The organism is Streptomyces sp. NRRL S-350 (assembly GCF_000719705.1).
Lineage (GTDB): Bacteria > Actinomycetota > Actinomycetes > Streptomycetales > Streptomycetaceae > Kitasatospora.
On the sequence record NZ_JOHO01000015.1, the window covers coordinates 95655 to 117902 of the forward strand.

Sequence of the window (22248 nt, forward strand, 5' to 3'; positions counted from 1 at the left end):
GGTTCCGGGCCGGGGTTCCGGGCCGGGCGGGAAGCGGCCCGGTGCGGAAACGCGGCGGGCCGCCGTGCTCCCCGGTGCGGGGGGCGCGGCGGCCCATGAGGCGCGTACCGACGGTGTGACGGGCGGGCCCTTGTGACGCTCGGATCAGGCGGAGAGCGGTTCCGGCTGCTCGCCGCGGCGGACGGGGGCGGGGTGGGCGACGTGCGCCCGGCCGATCGGGACCGAGTGGTTGGCCTCGGTATGGTCGTGGTGCTCGTACTCGCCCCACTGCGGGGCGCGCAGCTGGTCGCTGCCGCCGTACGGCTCCAGGTAGGGGCGCCAGCGCGGATCCTTGATGCCGGTGCCGATGATCCGCCAGGCGAGTCCGCTGGGCGGTGCGGGTGGGCGTTTCATCCGCCACCCGAGTTCGGTGAGGTGGCGGTCGGCCTTGGTGTGGTTGCAGCGGCGGCAGGCTGCCACCACGTTGTCCCACCGGTGCTGGCCGCCCCGGCTGCGCGGGATGACGTGGTCGACGCTGGTGGCGGCGGCCCCGCAGTAGACGCAGCGGCCGTGGTCGCGGGCGAACAGCGCCCGGCGGGTGAGCGGGACGGGCCCACAGAACGGAACCCGTACGAAGCGGGTCAGTCGGACGACGGACGGCGCCGGAAGGGCGCTGGTGGCGCTGTGCAGAGTGACTTCCGAGTCCTCCAGGCTGACCGCCTTGTGGTTGAGGACCAGGATGAGTGCGCGGCGCATCGATACGACGCCGAGTGGCTCGTAGGACGCGTTGAGGACCAGGACATGCGGCACGGATGCCTCCTTGGACGCCTGCGGCGCGTGGCTCGCGCCGGGACGAGCGGTTGGATCGCGCAACGAGTACGCGATCTCCCCCAGTGTCGCCTTACGCCTTTGTACGGCGCCACCACTCCTGTGTAACGGAGCTGACGGAACTCCTGATGTGGTCTCTGTCACAACCGGTATGCCCGGGGAGGGTCGAGTTTCACCCGGGTGCACCCCGGGCCCGGCGGGGTGGCCCTCGCGGGGGACGGCTCGGCCGGTCGGAGCAGTGCCCGGGCCCCGGTCCGGGGGGAGCGCACCGGGGCGTTGACGGGGCGTCCGTGGGGTTCCGTACGCCCTCCGGCGCCTTTCCGCGAGGTCGCGGGCGCTCCGCGGCGTGTCCGGGCGGCGGCCCGGCGCCGGATAGGCTAAGGCGCACGGTCCGCGGGCCGCTTGCCGGCGGTGCGGGCCCGACACACCCCCTTGCAAGGAAGGTCCGCCCGTGTTCCGCTCCGGCGCCACCGGTCTGTCCGACGCGTCCCCGACGCCCTCCGTCCCGACGCCGGATCCGAGCCCCACCGCACAGCTGCCGCAGCTGGACCTGCGCATCCCGACCAGCGCGCAGGAGGTCTCGGACACCACCAGGCAGGCCGCCAGCTGGTTCGACACGCACTGGCAGGGCTGGCTCGCCTCCGGCCTGCGGATCGTCTTCATCGTGGTGCTGGCGCTGGTGCTGCGGGCCATGGTGCGCAAGCTGATCACCCAGCTGATAGGGCGGATGGCGCGCATCCCGGAGCACCAGGAGGAGAGCCGGCTGGGCGGGCTGCTGGCCAACACCGGGGTGGTGAACCCCGAGCGGCGCCAGCAGCGCTCGGAGGCGATCGGGTCGGTGCTGCGCAGCGTGGCCTCCTTCAGCATCCTGGGCACGGCGGCGCTGATGGTGCTCTCCGCGCTGGGGGTGAACCTGGCCCCGCTGCTGGCGAGCGCCGGTGTGGCCGGTGTGGCGATCGGTTTCGGCGCCCGCAACCTGGTCACCGACTTCCTCTCCGGAGTCTTCATGATCATGGAGGACCAGTACGGCGTCGGCGACGAGATCGACACCGGGGTGGCCACCGGCACGGTGCTGGAGGTCGGCCTGCGGGTGACCAAGCTGCGCGGGGCGAACGGCGAGATCTGGTACATCCGCAACGGCGAGGTGAAGCGGATCGCCAACATGAGCCAGGGCTGGGCGACCGCCTCGGTGGACGTCCAGATCGGGTACAAGGAGGACCTGCTGCGGGTCGAGGACCTGATCCTGCAGACCGCCGAGGAACTGGCCAAGGAGGCGCCGTACGACGAGCTGGTCTGGGCGCCGGTGTCCATCCTGGGCGTGGAGTCGGTCGCGGCGGACTCGGTGCTGGTGCGGGTGGAGGCCCGCACCGCCCCCGGCAAGGCGCCGACCGTCTCCCGGGCGCTGCGCCGGCGGCTGAAGGTGGCCTTCGACCGGGCCGGGATCAAGGTCAAGGAGGAGGCCCTGACGGCGGCGACCGCCGCGGCCGGGGCCCCGGCCGGGGCGGCGGCCACCGGAGTGGTGATCGCGCCGACACCGGCCCCCGCGGCCGAGCAGACGGCGCCGTCCGCGCTCGCCGACCCGAACTCGGCCCGGTTCAAGGCCAGCGAGCCGATCGCGGTCCCGAAGCAGGAGCCGTAGGCCCCGTAGCGGAAGCGGGCCCCCGCGAGGGGGACGAACGCCCTGCCCTCCCACAGTCCTCCCGGCCCGCTGCGCGGGAAGTCGCTCTGGCCGACTTCCCGCGCAGCGGGCCGTTGGCGTGCCCTCCTCGGTCGCGGGGGGGGCGCGCCATGAGGCGCCGACTCCGCCGGCGGGGCGGGGGCGGGCGTTCGGGGGCCCGGTAACGCTTCGGCATCCTCCGCTTCACCGGCCATTGACACTCCGCCGACGCGACCGTACGGTCCTCTCCAAGCGACTGGAAAGTTTCCTAACAGTTCACACGGGACGGGCGGAAGAGGAGGATCCCGGCATGACCAAGAGCACCGCCAAGGCCCCCCTCGCCGGCACTCCGAGCCTGCTGCGCGCCATCAACGACCGGGCCGCCCTCGAACTGCTGCTGGCGAACGGCCCGCTCTCGCGCACCCAGATCGGCACGCTGACCGGGCTGTCCAAGCCCACCGCCTCCCAGTTGCTGGCCCGGCTGGAGGCGGCCGGGCTGGTGCTGCCGGTCGGCACCACGGCGGGCGGCCCGGGGCCCAACGCGCAGCTGTACCAGGTGAATCCGGCCGCCGGGTACGTCGCGGGGCTGGACGTCACCAACCACGCGATCCGGGTCGCGGTCGCCGACATCACCGGCACCACGCTCGCCGAGCACACCGTGTCGACCAAGGGCGCGCCGGCCGCCGGGACCGTCTCCCGGGCCGCCGCCGCCGTCGCCGAGACGGTCCGGGCCGCAGGGCTCGCCGAGGGCAGCCTGCGCACCGTCGCAATCGGCGTCGGCGGCGCCCCCGACCCGGTCACCGGCAAGCTGCGCTACGCCTCCCACCTGCCCGGATGGCACTCGCCGCGGCTGGTGGAGGAGCTGTCCGAGGCGATCGGCGCGACGGTGTCGATCGAGAACGACGTGAACCTGGCCGCCGTCGCCGAACAGGCCTCGGGCGCGGCGGCGGGCTTCGAGGACTTCGTGCTGCTCTGGGCCGAGGCGGGCGTCGGCGCCGCGATCGTGATCGCCGGCCGGCTGCACCGCGGCTTCACCGGCGGCGCCGGGGAGGTCGGCTACATGCCGGTGCCCGGCTCGCCCGTCGAGTGGGACTCCCGGCGCCGCAACTTCGGCGGCTTCCAGGCGCTGGTCGGGGCGCCCGCGGTGCGGGCCCTGGCCCGGGAGCACGGGCTCGGCGCGCCCACCGCGCAGGAGTCGATCGCCAAGGCCCTGGTGACCCCGGGTGCCGGGGACGGCTTCCTCGCCGAACTGGCCGGGCGGCTGGCCGTCGGGCTGGCCGTGATCGTCTCCGTCGTCGACCCGGAGCTGGTGGTCCTCTCCGGCGCCGTGCCGAGCGCGGGCGGCGAACGGCTGCGCGCGCTCGTCGAGGACGAGCTGGCCCGGATCTCCATCGCCCGGCCGGAGGTCCGCAGCAGCGCCCTGCCCGGCTCACCGGTCCTGATCGGTGCCCTGCAGCGCGCCCTGTCCGACGCCCGCGAGGCGGTCTTCTCCACCCACTGAAGCCTCCACCCACTGAAGCCCACCCACCGACGCCTCCACCGACGCCCCGCCCCCGCCGCCCCCGCCCACAGACGCTGCCCGCACCCACCTCTCCCCGACCCCCGAACGCGGGACCTGAGGCAACGACGCCTGCCCGCGCACTCCCAGGAGGACCCCGAAGTGCACGCCACCACCTCCCGCAGAGGCCGCCGCACGGTCGTCGCCGTCGCCGGCAGCGCCGTCCTGGCCCTGCTCGCCACCGCCTGCACCGGTTCCAGCGACTCCGGCGGCACCGACGACTCGGCCGGCGGCAAGGACGTCACCATCACCTTCTGGCACGGCTGGAGCCAGGACAACGAGACCAAGGCGATCAACGAGCGCATCGCCGCCTTCGAGAAGGCGCACCCCACCATCCACGTCAAGGCCGTGGACAACGTCCAGGACGACAAGGTCAACCAGGCCCTGCGGGCCGGCGGTGACGACGCGCCCGACGTGGTGTCCTCCTTCACGACCAACAACGTCGGCATGTTCTGTGCCACCAAGGCCCTCACCGACCTCAAGCCCCTGCTGCAGAAGAGCGGCATCGACCCGGTCAAGACCTTCCCGGCCGCGATGCTCGACTACACGCAGTTCCAGGGCAACCAGTGCTCGCTGCCGCTGCTCGGCGACGCCTACGGCCTCTACTACAACAAGAAGGCCTTCGCGGCCGCCGGCATCGCCAACCCGCCCAGGACGTTCAGCGAGTTCGCCGCGGACGCCGCCAAGCTGACCGTCGCCGACGGCGACTCGTACAAGCAGCTCGGCTTCATGCCGCTCTACCACGGCTACGAGTCCACCACCGAGCACTTCCTCGGCCAGTACGGCCCCTCCTACTTCGGCCCCGACGGCAAGTCGAGCATCGCCACCGACCCGAAGGTCGCCGCGATGCTCAAGTGGCAGAAGGGCATGGTCGACCAGCTCGGCGGCTACGCCAAGCTGGAGAAGTTCCGCTCGACCTTCGGCGAGGAGTTCAGCGCCAAGAACCCCTTCGACACCGGCCAGGTCGCGATGGCCATCGACGGCGAGTGGCGCACCGCCCTGCTGGCCGGCGACAAGCCCGACTTCGACTGGGGCACCGCCGCGTTCCCCGTCCCGGACGACCAGGCCGACACCTACGGCCGCGGCTACCAGACCGGCACCATCATCGGCATCGCCAGCACCAGCAGGAAGCAGGCCGCGGCCTGGGAGTTCGTCAAGTACCTGACCACCGACACCGATTCGGTCGTCAGCTTCGCCAACGCGATCCACAACGTGCCGAGCACCTTCGCGGCGCTCGAGTCGCCGAAGCTGGTGAGCGACGACAACTTCAAGACCTTCCTGGACGTCGCCAGGAACGCCCACTCCGGCACCACCCCGGCGGCCGTCAACGGCAGCGGCTACATCGTCTCGCTGCAGAACCTGGGCTACGACTACGAGTCGGGCAAGCAGACCGACCTGCAGGCCGGCCTGGCCGACACGGCCAAGCAGATCGACACCGACATCGCCCAGGCCAAGTAAGCGCCGGGACCGGCCCACGGAGCTCCCATGTCACTCGCGTTCGGCACCCGCAAGGGGAACGACGGGCCGGCGGGCGCCGGACCGACCGGCCCGGCGGCGCCCTCCACGCAGCACCTGCTGCGCCGCAAGCGCCGCCGGGAGGCGGCCCGCACCCTCGCCTTCCTCTCGCCCTGGCTGGTCGGGTTCGGCGTCTTCTTCGTCTACCCGCTGGTCTCCACCGCCTACTTCTCCTTCACCCAGTACAACGGCTTCGGCGCGCCGGCCTTCAACGGCCTGAAGAACTGGGACTACGTCTTCGACCAGCTGCCGACGTTCTGGCAGGGCCTGCGCAACACCCTGTGGCTGGTCGTCGTCATGGTCAGCCTGCGGGTCGTGTTCGGCCTCGGCATCGGGATGCTCATCACGAAGGTCAAGACCGGCGCGGGCTTCTTCCGCACGGTCTTCTACCTGCCGTACCTGGCGCCGCCGGTGGCCGCGACCGTCGCCTTCGCCTTCCTGTTCAACCCGGGCACCGGCCCGGTCAACCACCTGCTCGGCGAGCTGGGCCTGCCGCAGCCCGGCTGGTTCGCCTCGCCCGACTGGTCGAAGCCGGCGCTCACCCTGCTCGCCATGTGGGGCATCGGCGACCTGATGGTCATCTTCATGGCCTCGCTGCTGGACGTGCCCCGGGAGCAGTACGAGGCGGCCGAACTCGACGGCGCCGGCCCGTTCCAGCGGTTCCGGTACGTCACGCTGCCGAACATCTCGCCGATCATCATGTTCGCGGTGGTCACCGGGGTCATCCAGACCATGCAGTACTACACGCAGGCGCTCGTCGCCGGGAAGGTCGCCAGCGGCATCGCGGGCAACTCCGGCCAGCAGTTCGAGCCGGGCTACCCGAGCGGCTCCACCTGGACCCTGCCGCAGATGGTCTACAACCTCGGCTTCCAGCGCTTCAACTACGGCGCGGCCTGCGTCGTCGCCCTCGTGCTGTTCGCCATCTCGATGGCCGTCACCTCGATCCTGCTCCGCCGCCGGTCCGGCTTCATGGCGAGCGACGACTAGCGGGCCAGTGAGGACCTGATCATGACTCTCAGCAACACGCTCACCGAGGCGCCGGCGCCGTCCGGCCCCGCCCGCCCGGCCCGCCCCGGCGGGCCAGCCGCCCGGGCCGCCCGGCGCCGCGAACTGCTCCACTGGGTGGCCGTGCACTCCCTGGCCATCGCCGCCGCGCTGTTCTTCCTGCTGCCGTTCGTCTTCGTCTTCCTCACCTCGGTGATGTCCGACCGGCAGGCGCTCACCACCGACTACTGGCCCACCGACTGGCACTGGGGCAACTACGGCCAGGTCTGGAACACCCCCGGCTTCCTCACCTGGTGGCGCAACACGCTGCTCTACGCCGGGCTCGGCACCCTGCTGACCGTCGTCTCCAGCCTGCCCGTCGCCTACGCGCTCGCCAAGTTCCGCTTCCGCGGCCGCAACCTGGCGCTGATGGCCGTCATCGCGATGATGATGCTTCCGCCGCAGGTCACCGTCATCCCGATGTACCTGTTCTGGGCCAAGCAGATGGGCCTGGGCGGCTCGCTCTGGCCGCTGATCATCCCGATGGCCTTCGGCGACGCGTTCACCATCTTCCTGCTGCGCCAGTTCCTGCTGACCATCCCCAAGGAGTACATCGAGGCCGCCCGGATGGACGGCTGCGGCGACCTGCGCACCCTGCTGCGGGTGGTCCTGCCGATGGCCAGGCCGGCCATCGCGGCGGTCGCGCTGTTCCAGTTCTTCTACTGCTGGAACGACTACTTCGGGCCGCAGATCTACGCCAGCAACAACCACGACGCCTGGACCCTCTCGTACGGGCTGGAGTCGTTCAAGGCCGCCCACCACACCAACTGGAACCTCACCATGGCCGCCACCCTGCTGGTGATGGCGCCGGTGATCGTCCTCTTCTTCTTCGCTCAGAAGGCCTTCATCGAAGGCGTGACACTGACAGGGGTCAAGGGCTGATGTCCGCACCGAAGTCCCGAGCTTCCTCCCTCAAGCTGGCCATCGTCGGCGGCGGTTCGACCTACACGCCGGAGCTGGTCGACGGCTTCGCCCGGCTGCGCGACACCCTGCCGGTCGGCGAGCTGGTGCTGATCGACCCGGCCGCCGAGCGGCTGGAGCTGATCGGCGGGCTCGCCCGGCGGATCTTCGCCAAGCAGGGGCACGGCGCGGCGGTCACCGTCACGACGGACCTGGCGGCGGGCGTCGCGGACGCCGACGCCGTCCTGCTGCAACTCCGCGTCGGCGGGCAGGCGGCGCGCAACCAGGACGAGACCTGGCCGCTGGAGTGCGGCTGCGTCGGACAGGAGACCACCGGCGCCGGCGGGCTCGCCAAGGCGCTGCGCACCGTCCCGGTGGTCCTCGACATCGCCGAGCAGGTGCGCCGCGCCAACCCGGACGCCTGGATCGTGGACTTCACCAACCCGGTCGGCATCGTCACCCGGGCCCTGCAGACCGCCGGCCACAAGGCCGTCGGCCTGTGCAACGTCGCCATCGGCTTCCAGCGCAAGTTCGCCGCGCACCTGCGGGTGGACCCGGAGCTGGTCCGGCTGGACCACGTCGGGCTGAACCACCTGACCTGGGAGCGCGGGGTGACCCTGCTGGACGCCCCGGGCGCCGCGAGCGGACGGGAGGTGCTGCCCGAACTGCTGGCCTCGCACGGCAAGGAGATCGCGGCGGACCTGCACCTGCCGCAGCCCGTCATCCAGCGGCTCGGCGTCGTGCCCTCCTACTACCTGCGGTACTTCTACCAGCACGACGCGGTGGTCGCCGAGCTGAAGGAACAGGGCTCACGCGCCGCCCAGGTCGCCGGGATCGAGCGCCGGCTGCTGGAGATGTACGCCGACCCGGCCCTGGACACCAAGCCGGAACTGCTCGGCGAACGCGGCGGCGCCTTCTACTCCGAGGCCGCCGTCCAACTGATCGCCGCCCTGCTCGGCACCGGCGGCGGCACCTCCGTCCAGGTGGTGAACACCCGCAACGACGGGGTCCTGCCCTTCCTCCCGGACGACGCCGTCATCGAGGTGCCGGCCGAGGTCGACGCGGCCGGCGTGCGCCCGCTGCCGCAGCGCCCGCTGGAGCCGCTGTACGCCGGACTCGTCGCCGCCGTCACCGCGTACGAGCACCTCGCGCTCGACGCCGCCCTGCACGGCGGCCGCGACCGGGTCTTCGACGCCCTGCTCGCCCACCCGCTGGTCGGCCAGCTCGAGCTCGCCGACCGGCTCACGGACCGGCTGCTCGCCCACAACCGCGGGCACCTCGCCTGGGCCTGACCCGGTCGGCGCGGAGAGCGCCCACCCCCGGCCGCCGCACCGCGGCCGGGCACCCCGGCCGGGACCGACGGCCGGGCCACGTACGAGCCGCGGGGACCTGATGACCCACCAGCCCGAACCACTCCTGCCAGGCGTCCTCGCCATCGACGCAGGAAACTCCAAGACCGACGTCGCCCTGGTCGGCGCCGACGGCACCGTCCTCGGCACCGCCCGCGGCGGCGGCTTCGAACCCCAGAAGACCGGCGGCGCCGCAGCCGTCGCCGCCCTCGCCCCGCTCGTCGCCCAGGCCGCCGCCGAGGCCGGCCACCCGGCCTGGCGCGGCGTGCTCACCAGCCACGTCAGCGCCTGCCTCGCCAACGCCGACCTGCCGGTCGAGGAGGAGGGACTGCGCGCCGCCCTCGAATCCCACCCGTGGGGCGTCAGCAACACCGTCGTCAACGACACCTTCGGCCTGCTCCGGGCCGGCACCGACGCCCCGCGCGGCGTCGCCGTCGTCTGCGGCGCCGGCATCAACTGCGTCGGCCTCCTCCCGGACGGCCGCACCGCCCGCTTCCCCGCCCTCGGCGAGCTCACCGGCGACTGGGGCGGCGGTTCCGGCCTGGCCATCACCAGCATGTGGCACGCCGTGCGGTCCGAGGACGGCCGCGGCGGGCCGACCGCCCTCGCCCGGGCCATCGCCGAGCACTTCGGCCTGCCCAGCGCGGGCGCCGTCGCCGAGGCCGTCCACCTCGGGCACCTGCCGGGCAGCCGGCTGCACGAGCTCGTCCGGGTGCTGTTCGCGGTCGCGCGGGACGGCGACGCCGTCGCCCTGGAGCTGATCGACCGCCAGGCCGACGAGATCGTCCGCCTGGCCGTCGTCGCCCTCGGACGCCTCGGACTGCTGGACTCCCCCACCCCGGTGGTCCTCGGCGGCGGCGTCCTCGCCTCCGGGCAGCCCCTGCTCCTCGACAACCTGAAGGCCCGCCTCGCGAAGGCCGCCCCGCTGGCCGAACCCCGCGTCGTCGTCGCACCGCCCGTCCTGGGCGCGGCCCTGCTCGGACTCGACCACCTGGAAGTCGGCGAGGAGGCCCAGCGGCGGCTGCGCGAAGCGTACGAGGGGCCGCGGCCCGTGGCGGCCTGACGCCACCACGAGGACTTCCCTCCCCCGCCGGATCCGCACGTCCGGGTGGGGGAGGGAACCGCTCCCCCGGGGCCCGTCGTGATCACGGTTACCGACTTCCGCCCCCGCCCGGGGAGACTTTGCGTCATGGCCGTGTCCCGCACCCTCCTCGCCGCCGCCCTGCTGACCGGCGGCACCGCGGCAGCCCTCGCCGGCTGCACCCCCGCCGACTCCCGCCCCACGGTGGCCGCCGCCTCCGCCGCCGCGGTCGCCGACGAGGACGCGGACGACGTCCTCGACGACCAGGACGACCAGGCCGACCTCGCGGGGGACGACGACGAGAGCGCCGAGTCCTACTCCCCCGCCGCCGCCCAGGCCGCCTGCACGGCCCCGGCCACCAGCCCCGGCCACCAGATCCTCGTCGTCGTCTCCGCCGGCCCCGCCGAACTCACCGCCCAGCCCGCCCGCTACACCTGCGACCCGGGCCGCTACACCCCGACCGGCACCCCCGTCCACTACGGCTTCGCCGCGGCGGGCGTCACCGCCACCGTGATCGACCGCACGCACGGCGACCAGGCCAAGCCCGTCCCGCCGGCCGAGCTGATCACCCACCTGAACGACTGCCTGGCGGAGCGCGACCCGGCCGACCCGTTCGGCTGCCACGGGAACGCCTACGACGTGGTGCTGGACTCGCACGGGCGGATCATGCGGATCGGGGAGGTCGCGGCGCCGTGACCTCCCCGGTCGCGGGCGCTGCCGCGCGGGGGGAACGCGCGGAGAACGCGCGGGGTGACACGCCGCGGGTGCTGCGGCGCGGGTGACCCGGCGCAGGTGGATGCGCGCGGGTGAATACGGTGTAGAAGCCCCTCTCAACTGTTGACATTCGGCTTCGCTACCCGCGTCAACCGCGTTCCAGGTGCGGTCTTTTGACCTTCTATACCTCGACCTGGGCTCCCCTTGGGGCGGGTCTTACTCCGGCCGTCGTTGACCCGGTTCCGACGCCTCTGCTTTGCTTCCGGCCATCGGCGGCAGCCCGGTCCCCCATCCTCACGCCGCTGACCGCCCCCTGACGGGCGGTCCGCCGTTCCGGCCTGCCGCGGTCGTACCTCCCTTCGTCCCCCACAGTGCCGCCGCGCCGTACCCGTGCGCGGCGGCACGAGAGAGGAACCCTCACGATGGGCATGTCCCCCACCTCCCGCCGGACTCGGACCCGGGCCCTGACCGGGCTCGGCGCGCTGGCGCTCGCCGCCTCCGGTTTCGCCGCCGCGCCGGCCGCCCAGGCCGACCAGCCGGTCCGCGAGACCGCCGGCCAGACCCACCCCTACCGGCACGGCGCCGTCCCCACCAAGGAGGACAACGCCAATGCGAACGCCAACTCCGCTGCCGCCCAGCGTAGTTCGAACCTGCGGTACGGCGGCGGCGTGGACGGCATCGGCGTGACCACCGGCGCGCCGAAGGTCTACCTGGTCTTCTGGGGCTCCCAGGGCACCGACGCCAACGGCAACACCACCCTCTCCGGCGACCCGAAGGGCATCGCCGTCCGCGCGCAGCAGCTGTTCAAGGGCCTCGGCACGAACGGCGAGACCTGGTCCGGCGTCATGACCCAGTACTGCGAGGGCATCACCAAGGGCGCGACCAGCTGCCCGTCCACCGCCGCCCACGTCGGCTACCCCACCGGCGGTGCGCTGGCCGGCGTCTGGGTGGACTCCTCGGCCGCCGCGCCGGGCCAGGCCTCCGGCAACCAGCTGGCCGCCGAGGCCGTCAAGGCCGCCGGGCACTTCGGCAACACCACGGCCGCCGCCAACCGCAACGTGCAGTACGTCGTGCTCTCGCCGACCGGCACCCACCCGGACGGCTTCAACACCTCGGCGGGCAACTTCTGCGCCTGGCACGACTGGAACGGCGACACCACGCTGAGCGGCGGCGCGGCGCCGTCCCCGTACGGCGACGTGGCGTTCACCAACGACCCGTACGTGACCGACATGGGCACCTCGTGCGGCCAGAACTACGTCAACAGCGGCAGCGCGGGCCTGCTGGACGGCGTGACCATGGTGTACGGCCACGAGTACTCGGAGACCGTCACCGACCAGAACCCGGCCGGCGGCTGGACCGACTCGACCGGCTACGAGAACGCCGACAAGTGCGCCTGGAAGGGCACCGGCGGCGTCGGCGGCGCGCAGAACGTGGCCTTCGCGACCGGCTCGTTCGCCATGCAGGGCACCTGGGCGAACGACTACAACGGCGGTGCGGGCGGCTGCGAGATCTCGCACCCGGTCGTCCACTGACACCAGGTCGGGGATGAGGCGCCGGGGCGGCCGTGCGGGCCCGCCCCGGCGCCTTCCGTCATGGGCCGACCAGCCCGAACTCGTAGGCCTGGATGACCAGGTGGACGCGGTCGCGGGCGTCGAGCTTGGTGAACAGCCGGGCCACGTGGGCCTTGGCGGTGGCCACGCTGATGGTGAGTTCACCGGCGATCTCGGCGTTGGACAGGCCCCGGCCGACCAGGGTGAGCACCTCGCGCTCGCGGTCGGTGACGGCCTCGGCGACGGGCCGCCGGGGCTGGGCCGCCCCGTGCGGGCGGGCCGCGAACTCGCCGATCAGCCGGCGGGTGATGCCGGGGGCCAGCAGGGCGTCCCCGGCGGCGACGACCCGGACGCCGTCCAGGATGGTCTCCAGCGCGAGGTCCTTGACCAGGAAGCCGCTGGCGCCGGCCCGCAGCGCGCCGTACACGTAGTCGTCGTCGTCGAAGGTGGTGAGGACGAGGACGTGGGTGGGCAGCTCCGGATCGGCGGTGATCCGGCGGGTGGCCTCGATGCCGTCCATGCCGGGCATCCGGATGTCCATGACGGCGACGTCGGGGCGCAGCCGGCCGACCAGTTCGACGGCCTCGGCGCCGTTGCCGGCCTCGCCGACCACCTCCAGGTCCGGCGCGTCGGCGATGAGCACGCGCAGGCCGGTGCGGATGAGCGGCTGGTCGTCGACCAGGACGACGCGGATCACGGCGCCACCTCCAGGGGTGTCGGCAGTCGGGCGGCGACCAGGAAGCCGCCTTCGGGGCGCGGGCCCGCACTGAACTCGCCGTGCAGCAGGGCGACCCGCTCGCGCATGCCGGCGATGCCGTAGCCGGTGCCGGGGTCGGCCGTCGCCGGCCGGGTTCCCGAGTCGACGACGGTGACGGCCAGTCCGTCCGGCCGGTAGTCGACGGTGACGTGGCAGTCCCGGGTGCCGGAGTGCTTGACCACGTTGGTCACCGCTTCCTGGACGATGCGGAAGGCGGCGAGGTCGACGTCGGCGGGCAGCGCGCGCGGCTCGCCGCCGCGGGTCACCGCGACCCGTACGCCGGCGCTCGCGCCCTTCTCGACCAGCCGGTCCAACTCGCCCAGCCCTGGGGCGACTTCGAGCGGCGCCGACTCCGGTTCGCCGGCCCGCAGGGCGCCGAGCATCCGGCGCAGGCCGGCCAGGGTCTCCCGGCTGGTGGCCTCGATGGCGTTCAGCGCGTTGCGGGTCTCGGCGGGCTGGGTGTCCATGACCCGGCTGCCCATGCCGGCCTGGATCGCGATGATGCCGATGCTGTGCGCGACCATGTCGTGCAACTCGCGGGCGATCCGCAGCCGTTCGGCGGTGACGGCCTGCTCGGTGGCGCGGCCGCGCAGCGCCTCGCTGTGGGCGCGGCCCTGGTGGACGGTGTTGCCGACCAGCCAGGCGATCAGCGCCGTGGCGGCCATGCCGCCGTAGGCGAAGGGGTTGACGGGGTAGTCCTCGACTGCGCCCCAGAGCAGCAGACCGGCCAGCGTGGCGAGCGGCAGCCCGAGGGCGCCGAGCGAGACCGCGCGGGAGCGGACGGCGGCGCAGTAGCCGACCACGGCGTCGGCGATCAGGAACTGCAGCACCGTCGTCTCGGGGACGCTGGACATCCCGAGCGAGAAGACGCTGCCCGCGAGCGCCACCACGACGGCCACCAGCGGCAGCCGGACCAGCAGGGCCGCCACCAGGGTGGTGACCACGGCCGTGACCACCAGCGGCATGTCCTCGGGATTGCCGTGGTACTCGAGGAGGTGGCGCAGTTCGTCGTCCCGGGTGAAGTAGCGGAACACCACGACGGCCGTCCAGAGTGCCGCCACCCACACGCCCGCGGGCAGGCGTCCGAGCAGGGGCGGGCGGGAGTCGGTGATCATGACGCGATGGTAGCCGCGGGTGTTCGGACGCCACATCGGCCCGGGGGAGTAATCCCGTGGGCGGGGGCGGCCGTTCCCGGTTGTGGCCCGCGGCCCGATGCCCGGCCGCGGTGCCGCCCGGCACCGTGGTCCCCGTGATCGAGATCGAGCGACTGACCAAGCGGTACGGCGCCACCACGGCCGTCGACCAGTTGACCTTCACCGTCCGGCCGGGCGCCGTCACCGGCTTCCTCGGCCCCAACGGCGCGGGCAAGTCCACCACGCTGCGGATGATCCTGGGCCTTGACACCCCCACCGGTGGCACCGTCACCGTGGACGGCACGCCCTTCACCGACCGGCCGCGCGGCCTGCGGCACGTCGGCGCGCTGCTGGACGCGGGCGACGTGCACGGCGGGCGCAGCGCCAGGGCGCACCTGTCGGCGCTGGCCCGCAGCAACCGGATCCCGCTCGGGCGGGTGGACGAGGTGCTGGCGGAGGTCGGCCTCGGCAAGGCCGCGGGGCGGCGGGTCGGCGGCTACTCGTTGGGCATGAAGCAGCGCCTGGGCATCGCCGGCGCGCTGCTCGGGGACCCGCCGGTGCTGCTGTTCGACGAGCCGTTGAACGGGCTGGACCCGGAGGGCGTGCTCTGGGTGCGCGGGCTGTTCCGGCGGCTCGCGGCCGAGGGGCGGACGGTGTTCGTCTCCAGCCACATGATGGCCGAGATGGAGCACACCGCCGACCACCTGGTGGTGATCGGCCGCGGCCGGCTGATCGCCGACCAGAGTCCGGCCGAGTTCTCGGCGTGCAACGCGGTGTCCTCGGTGGCCGTCCGGACCCCGCAACTCACCGCCCTGCTCGCGGTGTTGCGGGCGGAGGGTGCCGAAGTCCCGGAAGCGGACGGCCGGTCGGCGGTGGTCACCGGGCTGCCCGCCGAGCGGATCGGCGAGCTCGCGCTGCGGCACGGCGTGGTGCTCCACGAGCTGGCCACCCGGACGTCGTCCCTGGAGTCCGCGTTCCTGTCCCTGACCGCGGACAGCGTCGAATACCTGGCAGGAGAGGCCCGATGAGCACCGTGCCCCCCGACCGTACCGTCACCGCCGGCCGGGCCCGGGGCGTCCACCCGGCCGAGCCCGCACCCCGGTTCGGCGACCTCCTCGCCGCCGAGTGGATCAAACTGCGCTCGCTGCGGTCGACGTACTGGGTGCTGGCCCTCGCCTCGCTGGTGGCGATCGCGGTGAACGTGAACGCCGTCCACACCGACCTCACCTACATCGACCACCCGCCCGCGCCGGAGTTCGGATTCGGACCGTACCGGTACGACCCGCTCTTCCACGGCCTCGGCAGCATCGGCAGTGACCTGATGGCCATCGCGGCCGGCAGCCTCGGCGCGATCACCGTGTTCGGCGAGTACACCACCGGCCTGATCCGCACCACCTTCGCCGCGGTGCCGGACCGGCGGGGCGTGATCGCGGCCAAGGTGCTGCTGATCGGCGGGATCACCGCGCTCGCCGGTGCGGTGGTGTCCACGGCCTCCTTCTTCGTCACCAACGCGATGCTGGCCTCCCGGCACGTCGGGCTCTCCATCACCGACGCGGGCTGCCTGCGGGCCGTCCTCGGCTACGCGGCGATCGTGCCGACCTGCGCGCTGATCGGGATGGCGCTGGGCGCGCTGCTGCGGCACGCCACCGCCTCGATCGTGGCGCTGGTGATGCTGATGTTCATCTTGCCGCTGATGTTCGGCGGGGACCGCTACCGCTGGCTGAAGGAGATCGGCACCCACCTGCCGTCGGCCACCGTCAGCCGGCTCACCATCAACCCCCACTCCGCGACCACCATGGGGAAGTACGCCCCGAGCGTGCCGGACTCCTGGATCACGATGGGCGTGTGGGCGCTGGTCGCGGTGGTGGTGACGGTGGTCGTGGTGCGGCGGCGGGACGTCTGAGGCTTCGCGCGGCGCAGGCCGACGGCCACCGCCCGACGGCCGCCGGACCTGTTCAGACCGCGGCCGCCCCCGCCTTCGCGCGGAAGGCGCCCAGGGTGGCCGCCGGGATGCCGCAGGCGGGGAGGAAGGACGCGGCGCCGCCGTGGTGGCTGCGGACGCGGTCGAGGAAGACGGACATCGCCTCGGCCGGGGCCTCCAGGAGCGGGGCGGGAATGGTGAGGTGGCGGCCCTGGGCGTCGGTGACGCGGGCGGTGGCGGTGGGGTCGTTGAGGGCGGAGCGGTGGCGCTCCGAGAGGCCCGCGAAGATCTGCGGGAGGGCGTCGGTGGTGCGGGCGTAGTCGGCGACGATGCGGTCCGCGGGGACGTCGAGGAGGTCCAGCAGGAGGGCGGTCAGCAGGCCGGTGCGGTCCTTGCCCGCCGCGCAGTGCAGCAGGACGGCGCCCGGGCGGACGGTGGCCTCGACGGCGGCGGCGAGCGCCTCGGGGGCGGACTCGGCGAGCAGGACGTAGAAGTCGCCGAGGTCGGCGGCCGTGGTCATGGTGCTCATCCGCGCGGTGAGGACGTCGGTGGCCGGGTTCACGGGGGCGGCGACGACGGCGATCCCGGCGGCCTCGGCGGCGGCCCAGTCGTCGGGGTGGGTCTCGCGCGGGTCGCGCAGGTCCACGATGGTGCGGATGTCGCAGGCGCGCAGCTGGGCGACGGTCGCCGCGTCGGCGGCGGGGAAGGGCTGCGCGGAGCGGTAGAGCACGCCGGAGCGGACCCGCAGGCCCTCGGGGTCACCGAGGACGGCGGGGTCGCGGAAGTTGACCAGGGACATGCGGGAGGCCTTTCGGTGGAGCCGCGCGGGAGGAGGAGCACATCGAGACATCTAGATGTCTAACGCCTCCCGGGGTCGCCGGGCAAGCCGCCGACCGGCACTCCCCATCCCACTCCCGCCGGCGCCCGGGAGCGACCGGACAGGGACGGCGGGCGCAGCGGGGGCAGCGGGCGGGCAGGGGCGGCGGGCGACGGGGCGGCGGGCCGGGCGGCGGGCCGCGGGCGCCCGGCGGCGGACTTCGTAGGATCGAGCCCGTGGCGACCAACCCCGCGGACACCCCGAACACCCGGAACACCCCGAACCTCCCGAACACCGCCGACCACCCCGGCCCGCCGAGCACCCCGCTGTACCGCCGCCTGGCCCGCCGGCTCCAGGAGCGCATCGACGCCGGCGCGTACCCGGCCGGTGCCCGGCTGCCGAGCGAGCCGGAGCTGAGTGCCGAGTTCGGCGTGAACCGGCTGACCGTACGGCAGGCGGTGGCGGAGTTGGAGCGGGCGGCCGTGGTGGAGATCCGCCGGGGCGTGGGCACCTTCGTCCGCCCGCCCGCCGTCCGGGTGTCCATCGCCGTGGACCCGCGCAGCCAGCGCTTCGACCTGGGCAGCGTGCAGGCCGCCCTGCCCGAAGCCGGCCAGGGCGGGGGCAGCCGGGGGGCCGACCGGGGGGACGGCGAGTTCGTGGTGGCCGCGCCGCCGGTGACCGGCTCGGCTCAGGACGCGGAGGCGGCCCGCCAGCTGGGCCGCGAGCCGCACGAGCTGTCCCGGGTGGACTCGGTGATCCGCCTGGGCGGCCGGGCCCGGGCGGCCAGCAGCTACTGGGTGCCGTTCGGCCCGCTGCCCGCCGAGCTGGTCCGGCCGGGCCGGCCGGGGAACCTGGTGCTGGACCTGGCCCGGGCGGCCGGGGTGGAGCTGGAGTACGACTGGCGGGCGTTCGGGGCGGTCGGCGCGGACCTCGCGGACGCCGAGCTGCTGGGCGTCCCGCCGGGCACCGCCCTGCTGGTCCGCGAGGGGGTCAGCTGCACCCCGGACGGCACCGCGGCCCTGTACGTGCGGCGGCGGATCGACGGCAGCAGCGCGCGTTTCGTGCTGCACTTCCGCGACCGGTAGGGCCCGGGGCGGGGGCCTCCGGCTCCCGGGTGCGGCGGCACCGCGTGCCCGCTCTCCGGCCGTACCGGTCCTGCTAGTCTTCAGCGCCGAATTACCAGGTCGTACGGGGGATGGCAGCACGTGGTGACCGAGGGGACGGACTACGACATACCCGCCGAGCTGGCCGAGGCCTACCTCGCCCTGCTCGCCGAGGTCTCGCGCACCGGCCGGCTGCTGCGCCGCGACGAGCTGGAGGGCCTGCGCAAGCTCGGCGAGCACTGCGCGGAGGCCGGGTTGGGGCTGCGCGAGGTGGTGGCGCACTGCCTGGCGGCGGCCCGGCGCGCGTGGCAGACCCTGCCCGGGACGGTCGCCGCGACGAGCGTCGCCGAGCTGCGCCGGGCGGGCGACGCGGTGCTGGCCGCCGCCGATGCCGCACTGTCCGCACTGGGCGAGGGCCACGAGCGGGCGCAGCGCCTGGCGGTCCGTCAGGAGGAGGCAGCTCGGCGGGAGTTCATCGACGACCTGCTGTTCGGCCGCAGCGACCTCGGGCTGCTCGCCGAGCGCGCCGAGCGGTTCGGGCTGAGGCTGGCGGGCGCGTACACGGTGGCGGTCGCGGTGGGCGACGAGCCGTTCGCGGACGTCCACCCGCTGGTGCACCGGGTGGAGCGGGAGCTGGCCGGGCGCTTCGGCGAGCGGGACGTGCTGCTGGCGAGCAAGGACGGCCGGCTGGTCTGCATCGCCCCGGACTCCGAGCGGGCCGTCCTGGAGGCGTTCGCCGACCTGACGCTGCGCCCGGGCCCCGGCTACCGCCCGGTGAGGCGGGTGGCCACCGGCCGCCGGCACTCGGGGCCGAGCGGGGTGCCGCGCAGTTACGAGGAGGCGTTGGACGCGCTGGACTACGCGCGGCGGCTGGGCCTGCCGGCGCGGCAGCTGAAGGCCGAGGACCTGCTGGTGTTCCCGGTGCTGATGCGCGACCGGGCGGCCATGGCCGACCTGGTGCGCAGCGTGCTCGGCCCGCTGACGGAGGCGCGCGGCGGTGCCCGCCCGCTGCTGGACACCATCGCGGTGCAGGCGGAGGCCGCGTACGTGAACGCGGAGGCGGCGCGCCGGCTGGGGTTGAGCGTGCGCACGCTGGGCTACCGGCTGGAGCGGATCAAGGCGCTCACGGGCTACGACCCGTCGGACGCGCTGCAGCGTTTCACCCTGGAGACGGCGGCGATGGGCGCGCGGCTGCTGGGCTGGCCGGAGCAGCCGCTGTAGTCCCGCCACCGGCCCCACCGCCGCAAACCTGTGGGAGTGCGCTGCGACAGCCCGGCAACCGTCCTGTTGCCGGGCTGTCGCAGTGTCACGGGGGCCGCGCGTACCAGGGTGTCAAAAAGGCGTGAAGATTGCCGGATCCTGGCAATGTGCGACGGGCTCCCCCGCTGCCATGATCTCCCCGGCGCCGATTCGCGGGGCCGTGGGAAAGGCGGGGGAGCGTGGCCGTGACGGGGGGATTCTTCGCGGCCGCGCTGGCCTTCCCGACGGCGCTGTTCAGTTTCGCGCTGGTGGTGGTCGTCGGGTACTGGCTGTTGATGCTGCTCGGCGGACTGGGGTTCGACGCCCTGCACGGGGGACACGGCGTCGGGCACCACGCGGGCGCCGGGCACGTCGGGCAGGTGGGCCACGCGGGTCACGTCGGGCACGGTGCCGGGGGGCACGGTGCCGGGGGGAGCGTGGCCCACGGGGCGCCCGGCGGGCACGGCTCCGACGGGGGGAACGCGGGGCACCCGGGGAACGGGGGAACCGCCTCCCGTGCGGGGGCCGGCCACCACGGGGGCGTGCTGGAGGCGCTGGGGCTGGGCGGGGTGCCCGTGACGGTGGCGGTGTCGCTGCTGGTCGCGCTCGCCTGGTTCGTCAGCCTGGCCGGCACCGCGCTCACCTCGGGGGCACCGGCGCGCGGCGGCGTGCTCGCCGTCGCGCTGGTCGCCTCCTGGGCGGGCACCCGGCTGCTCGTCACGCCGCTGTCGCGGCTGTTCCCGGAGGACCGGCCGGTGACCCGGGGGGACTTCGTCGGCCGGGTGTGCGTGATCCGCACCGGCCGGGTCACGGCCGACTTCGGGCAGGCCGAGGTCACCGCCGAGGACGGCTCCACCGCGACCGTCCAGGTCCGTACGCCCGCCCCCGAGCCGGGGCTGACCGCCGGGCGGACCGCCCTGATCTTCGACTACGACGCCGAGGCCGAGCACTTCCTGGTGGCGCCGTTCGACCCGTCGCCGCCGGGCCTCACCTGACGGCCCGCCGTTCCCCCGCACCCGTTCTCCGCTCCGCTCCAACTCGCCATCTCGTCAAAGGACTCCGTGATGGACACCATCGCCGTGGGTTTCGGCGTTCTCGTCGCCGTCGTGCTGCTCATCGTGCTCGCCGTGCTGCTGTTCGTGGGCCGCCTGTTCCAGAAGGTCGAGCAGGGCAAGGCACTGATCGTCTCCCGGACGAAGAAGGTCGACGTCACCTTCACCGGCGCGATCGTCCTGCCGGTCCTGCACAAGGCCGAGCTGATGGACATCACCGCGAAGACGGTGGAGATCCACCGGGCCGGCCGGGACGGCCTGATCTGCCGGGACAACATCCGCGCCGACATCCGGATCTCCTTCTTCGTCCGGGTGAACAAGACCGTCGAGGACGTCATCAAGGTGGCGCAGTCGATCGGCACCGCCCGGGCCAGCGACTCGCAGGCGATCCAGGACTTCTTCGCCGCGAAGTTCGCCGAGGCGCTGAAGACCGTCGGCAAGCAGCTGGACTTCACCGACCTGTACACGCACCGGCACGAGTTCCGGGACCAGATCATCGCCGTCATCGGCACCGACCTCAACGGCTACACCCTCGAGGACGCGGCCATCGACCACCTGGAACAGACTCCGATGAGCCAGCTGGACTCCGACAACATCCTCGACGCGCAGGGCATCCGCAAGATCACCGAGCTGACCGCGATCGAGCACGTGCGCACCAACGAGTACCAGCGCACCGAGGAGAAGGAGATCACCCGGCAGAACGTGGACGCCCGGGAGACCGTCCTGGAGCTCGAACGCCGCCAGGCCGACGCCGAGATCCGCCAGCGCCGCGAGATCGAGACCCTGCGGGCCAAGGAGGACGCGGTGATCGCCCGGGTGCAGGAGGAGGAGCGGCTCAACGCGCAGACCGCCTTCCTGCGGACCGAGGAACTGCTCGGGGTGCAGCGGGAGAACCAGGCCCGCGAGGTCGCGGTGGCGCAGAAGAACCGCGAGCGGGTGATCGCGGTGGAGAACGAGCGGATCGAGAAGGACCGCCTGCTGGAGGTGGTCGGCCGCGAGCGGGAGACCGAACTCGCCACCATCGCCAAGGCCAAGGAGGTCGAGTCCGCCAAGCGGGAGGTCGCCGACGTGGTCCGCGAGCGGGTCGCGGTGGACCGGACCGTCGCCGAGCAGGAGGAGGCCGTCAAGACGCTGCGGGCGGTCGAGGAGGCCGAGCGCGTCCGCAAGGCCGTCGTCATCCAGGCCGAGGCGGAGGCGCAGGAGAAGCTCGTCAAGGACATCAAGGCCGCCGAGGCCGCCGAGCAGGCCGCCTCGCACAAGGCCCGCGAGGCGCTGGTGATGGCCGAGGCCCGGCAGAAGGCCGCCGAGCTGGACGCGACGGCCAAGATCCGCCTGGCGGAGGGCGTCCGGGCGGAGGCCGCCGCCGAGGGCCTGGCCCGGGTCGAGGTGCGGGAGCAGGAGGCCGCGGCGGTGGAGAAGGTGGGCCTCGCCGAGGCCGTCGTCCAGGTCGAGAAGGCCAAGGCCTCCGCGCTGGAGGTGGGCTCCAGGCTGAAGGCCGAGGCCGAGGGCCTGACCGAGAAGGCCGCGGCGATGGCCAAGCTGGACGAGGCCTCGCGCGGGCACGAGGAGTACCGGCTGCGGCTGGCCGCCGAGAAGGACGTCCGGCTGGCCGGGCTGGACACCCAGCGGCAGATCGCCGAGGCCCAGGCGGCGCTGGTCGCGGCCGGGCTGGAGAAGGCGAAGATCGACATCGTCGGCGGGGACTCGGTGTTCTTCGACCGGCTGGTGCAGTCGGTGACGGCCGGCAAGAGCGTCGACGCCTTCGTCGGACACTCGCAGACCGCGCAGGCCCTGGCCGGCCCGTGGCTGGACGGACGGTCCAGCTTCACCGACGACCTCACCCGGGTGCTGTCCACGGTCTCCACCGCGGACGTGCAGAACCTGACGGTGTCCGCGCTGCTGATGCGGCTGATCGGCTCGGGGACCGGCGAACAGGCCGGACAGCTGAGCCAACTGCTGGACTCCGCCCGCAAGCTGGGCCTCGCCGAGACGCCGGTCGGAGCGCTGGCCACGGCGAACGGGTCCAGGTAGCAGCACCGGTCGAAGTCGCG

The 22248-nt window shown here is 73.6% G+C and carries 19 protein-coding genes; 15 read left to right on the forward strand and 4 right to left on the reverse strand.

The window, feature by feature from the left end; translation table 11 throughout:
- Nucleotides 1–144: 144 nt before the first annotated feature.
- A complete protein-coding gene (locus IF30_RS0117045; RefSeq protein ID WP_030238531.1) occupies nt 145–789 on the reverse strand; it encodes an HNH endonuclease in 645 nt (214 codons plus the stop codon).
- Nucleotides 790–1258: 469 nt separating this feature from the next.
- Between IF30_RS0117045 and IF30_RS0117050 the strand changes: the two genes are divergently transcribed.
- The 9 genes from IF30_RS0117050 (at nt 1259) to IF30_RS0117090 (ending at nt 12157) form a co-directional block, all read left to right on the forward strand.
- Nucleotides 1259–2446, forward strand: a complete 1188-nt coding sequence (locus IF30_RS0117050; RefSeq protein ID WP_051710458.1) for a mechanosensitive ion channel family protein — start codon at nt 1259–1261, stop codon at nt 2444–2446.
- Nucleotides 2447–2774: 328 nt separating this feature from the next.
- Nucleotides 2775–3965 (forward strand): ROK family transcriptional regulator, encoded by a 1191-nt coding sequence (locus IF30_RS0117055; protein WP_030238536.1) that lies wholly within the window; start codon nt 2775–2777, stop codon nt 3963–3965.
- Nucleotides 3966–4124: 159 nt separating this feature from the next.
- Entirely contained in the window at nt 4125–5480 is a 1356-nt protein-coding gene (locus tag IF30_RS0117060; protein ID WP_030238538.1) for an ABC transporter substrate-binding protein, read from the forward strand.
- A gap of 27 nt (nt 5481–5507) precedes the next feature.
- Nucleotides 5508–6524 carry a carbohydrate ABC transporter permease gene (locus tag IF30_RS0117065; protein ID WP_078891444.1) on the forward strand — a complete coding sequence of 339 codons (1017 nt, stop codon included), beginning with the start codon at nt 5508–5510 and terminating at the stop codon, nt 6522–6524.
- Between the two features lie 21 nt (nt 6525–6545).
- Nucleotides 6546–7463, forward strand: a complete 918-nt coding sequence (locus IF30_RS0117070) for a carbohydrate ABC transporter permease (protein WP_030238545.1) — start codon at nt 6546–6548, stop codon at nt 7461–7463.
- Nucleotides 7463–8773, forward strand: coding sequence for a 6-phospho-beta-glucosidase (locus tag IF30_RS0117075; RefSeq protein WP_030238547.1), 1311 nt, complete (start codon nt 7463–7465; stop codon nt 8771–8773). The genes IF30_RS0117070 and IF30_RS0117075 overlap by 1 nt, the downstream gene beginning before the upstream one ends.
- A gap of 100 nt (nt 8774–8873) precedes the next feature.
- Complete coding sequence (locus IF30_RS0117080; RefSeq protein WP_030238550.1) at nt 8874–9893, forward strand: N-acetylglucosamine kinase; 1020 nt, start codon at nt 8874–8876, stop codon at nt 9891–9893.
- 126 nt (nt 9894–10019) lie between these two features.
- Nucleotides 10020–10607, forward strand: coding sequence for a hypothetical protein (locus IF30_RS50235; RefSeq protein WP_030238553.1), 588 nt, complete (start codon nt 10020–10022; stop codon nt 10605–10607).
- 440 nt (nt 10608–11047) lie between these two features.
- Entirely contained in the window at nt 11048–12157 is a 1110-nt protein-coding gene (locus tag IF30_RS0117090) for a hypothetical protein (protein ID WP_199807879.1), read from the forward strand.
- A 58-nt stretch (nt 12158–12215) separates the two neighbouring features.
- Here IF30_RS0117090 and IF30_RS0117095 read toward each other — a convergent pair whose 3' ends face one another.
- Together IF30_RS0117095 and IF30_RS0117100 are read right to left on the reverse strand one after the other, a co-directional pair.
- Complete coding sequence (locus IF30_RS0117095; protein WP_030238558.1) at nt 12216–12872, reverse strand: response regulator; 657 nt, start codon at nt 12870–12872, stop codon at nt 12216–12218.
- Entirely contained in the window at nt 12869–14047 is a 1179-nt protein-coding gene (locus tag IF30_RS0117100) for a sensor histidine kinase (protein WP_030238561.1), read from the reverse strand. The genes IF30_RS0117095 and IF30_RS0117100 overlap by 4 nt, the downstream gene beginning before the upstream one ends.
- Before the next feature lie 134 nt (nt 14048–14181).
- On the opposite strand from IF30_RS0117100, the gene IF30_RS0117105 reads away from it, so the two are divergent.
- Both IF30_RS0117105 and IF30_RS0117110 read left to right on the forward strand, forming a co-directional pair.
- Complete coding sequence (locus IF30_RS0117105; RefSeq protein ID WP_030238563.1) at nt 14182–15093, forward strand: ABC transporter ATP-binding protein; 912 nt, start codon at nt 14182–14184, stop codon at nt 15091–15093.
- Nucleotides 15090–15968, forward strand: coding sequence for an ABC transporter permease subunit (locus tag IF30_RS0117110; protein WP_051710459.1), 879 nt, complete (start codon nt 15090–15092; stop codon nt 15966–15968). The genes IF30_RS0117105 and IF30_RS0117110 overlap by 4 nt, the downstream gene beginning before the upstream one ends.
- A gap of 52 nt (nt 15969–16020) precedes the next feature.
- Here IF30_RS0117110 and IF30_RS0117115 read toward each other — a convergent pair whose 3' ends face one another.
- Entirely contained in the window at nt 16021–16785 is a 765-nt protein-coding gene (locus IF30_RS0117115; protein WP_030238568.1) for a tyrosine-protein phosphatase, read from the reverse strand.
- Nucleotides 16786–17039: 254 nt separating this feature from the next.
- On the opposite strand from IF30_RS0117115, the gene IF30_RS0117120 reads away from it, so the two are divergent.
- From IF30_RS0117120 to IF30_RS0117135, 4 genes are all read left to right on the forward strand, one after another.
- Nucleotides 17040–17888, forward strand: coding sequence for a GntR family transcriptional regulator (locus tag IF30_RS0117120; protein WP_030238571.1), 849 nt, complete (start codon nt 17040–17042; stop codon nt 17886–17888).
- A 123-nt stretch (nt 17889–18011) separates the two neighbouring features.
- A complete protein-coding gene (locus IF30_RS0117125) occupies nt 18012–19127 on the forward strand; it encodes a PucR family transcriptional regulator (protein WP_234322726.1) in 1116 nt (371 codons plus the stop codon).
- A 224-nt stretch (nt 19128–19351) separates the two neighbouring features.
- Nucleotides 19352–20140, forward strand: a complete 789-nt coding sequence (locus IF30_RS0117130) for a hypothetical protein (protein ID WP_030238577.1) — start codon at nt 19352–19354, stop codon at nt 20138–20140.
- Nucleotides 20141–20209: 69 nt separating this feature from the next.
- On the forward strand, nt 20210–22228 hold the full coding sequence (locus tag IF30_RS0117135) for a hypothetical protein (RefSeq protein WP_030238579.1): 2019 nt from the start codon (nt 20210–20212) through the stop codon (nt 22226–22228).
- Nucleotides 22229–22248 lie beyond the last annotated feature (20 nt).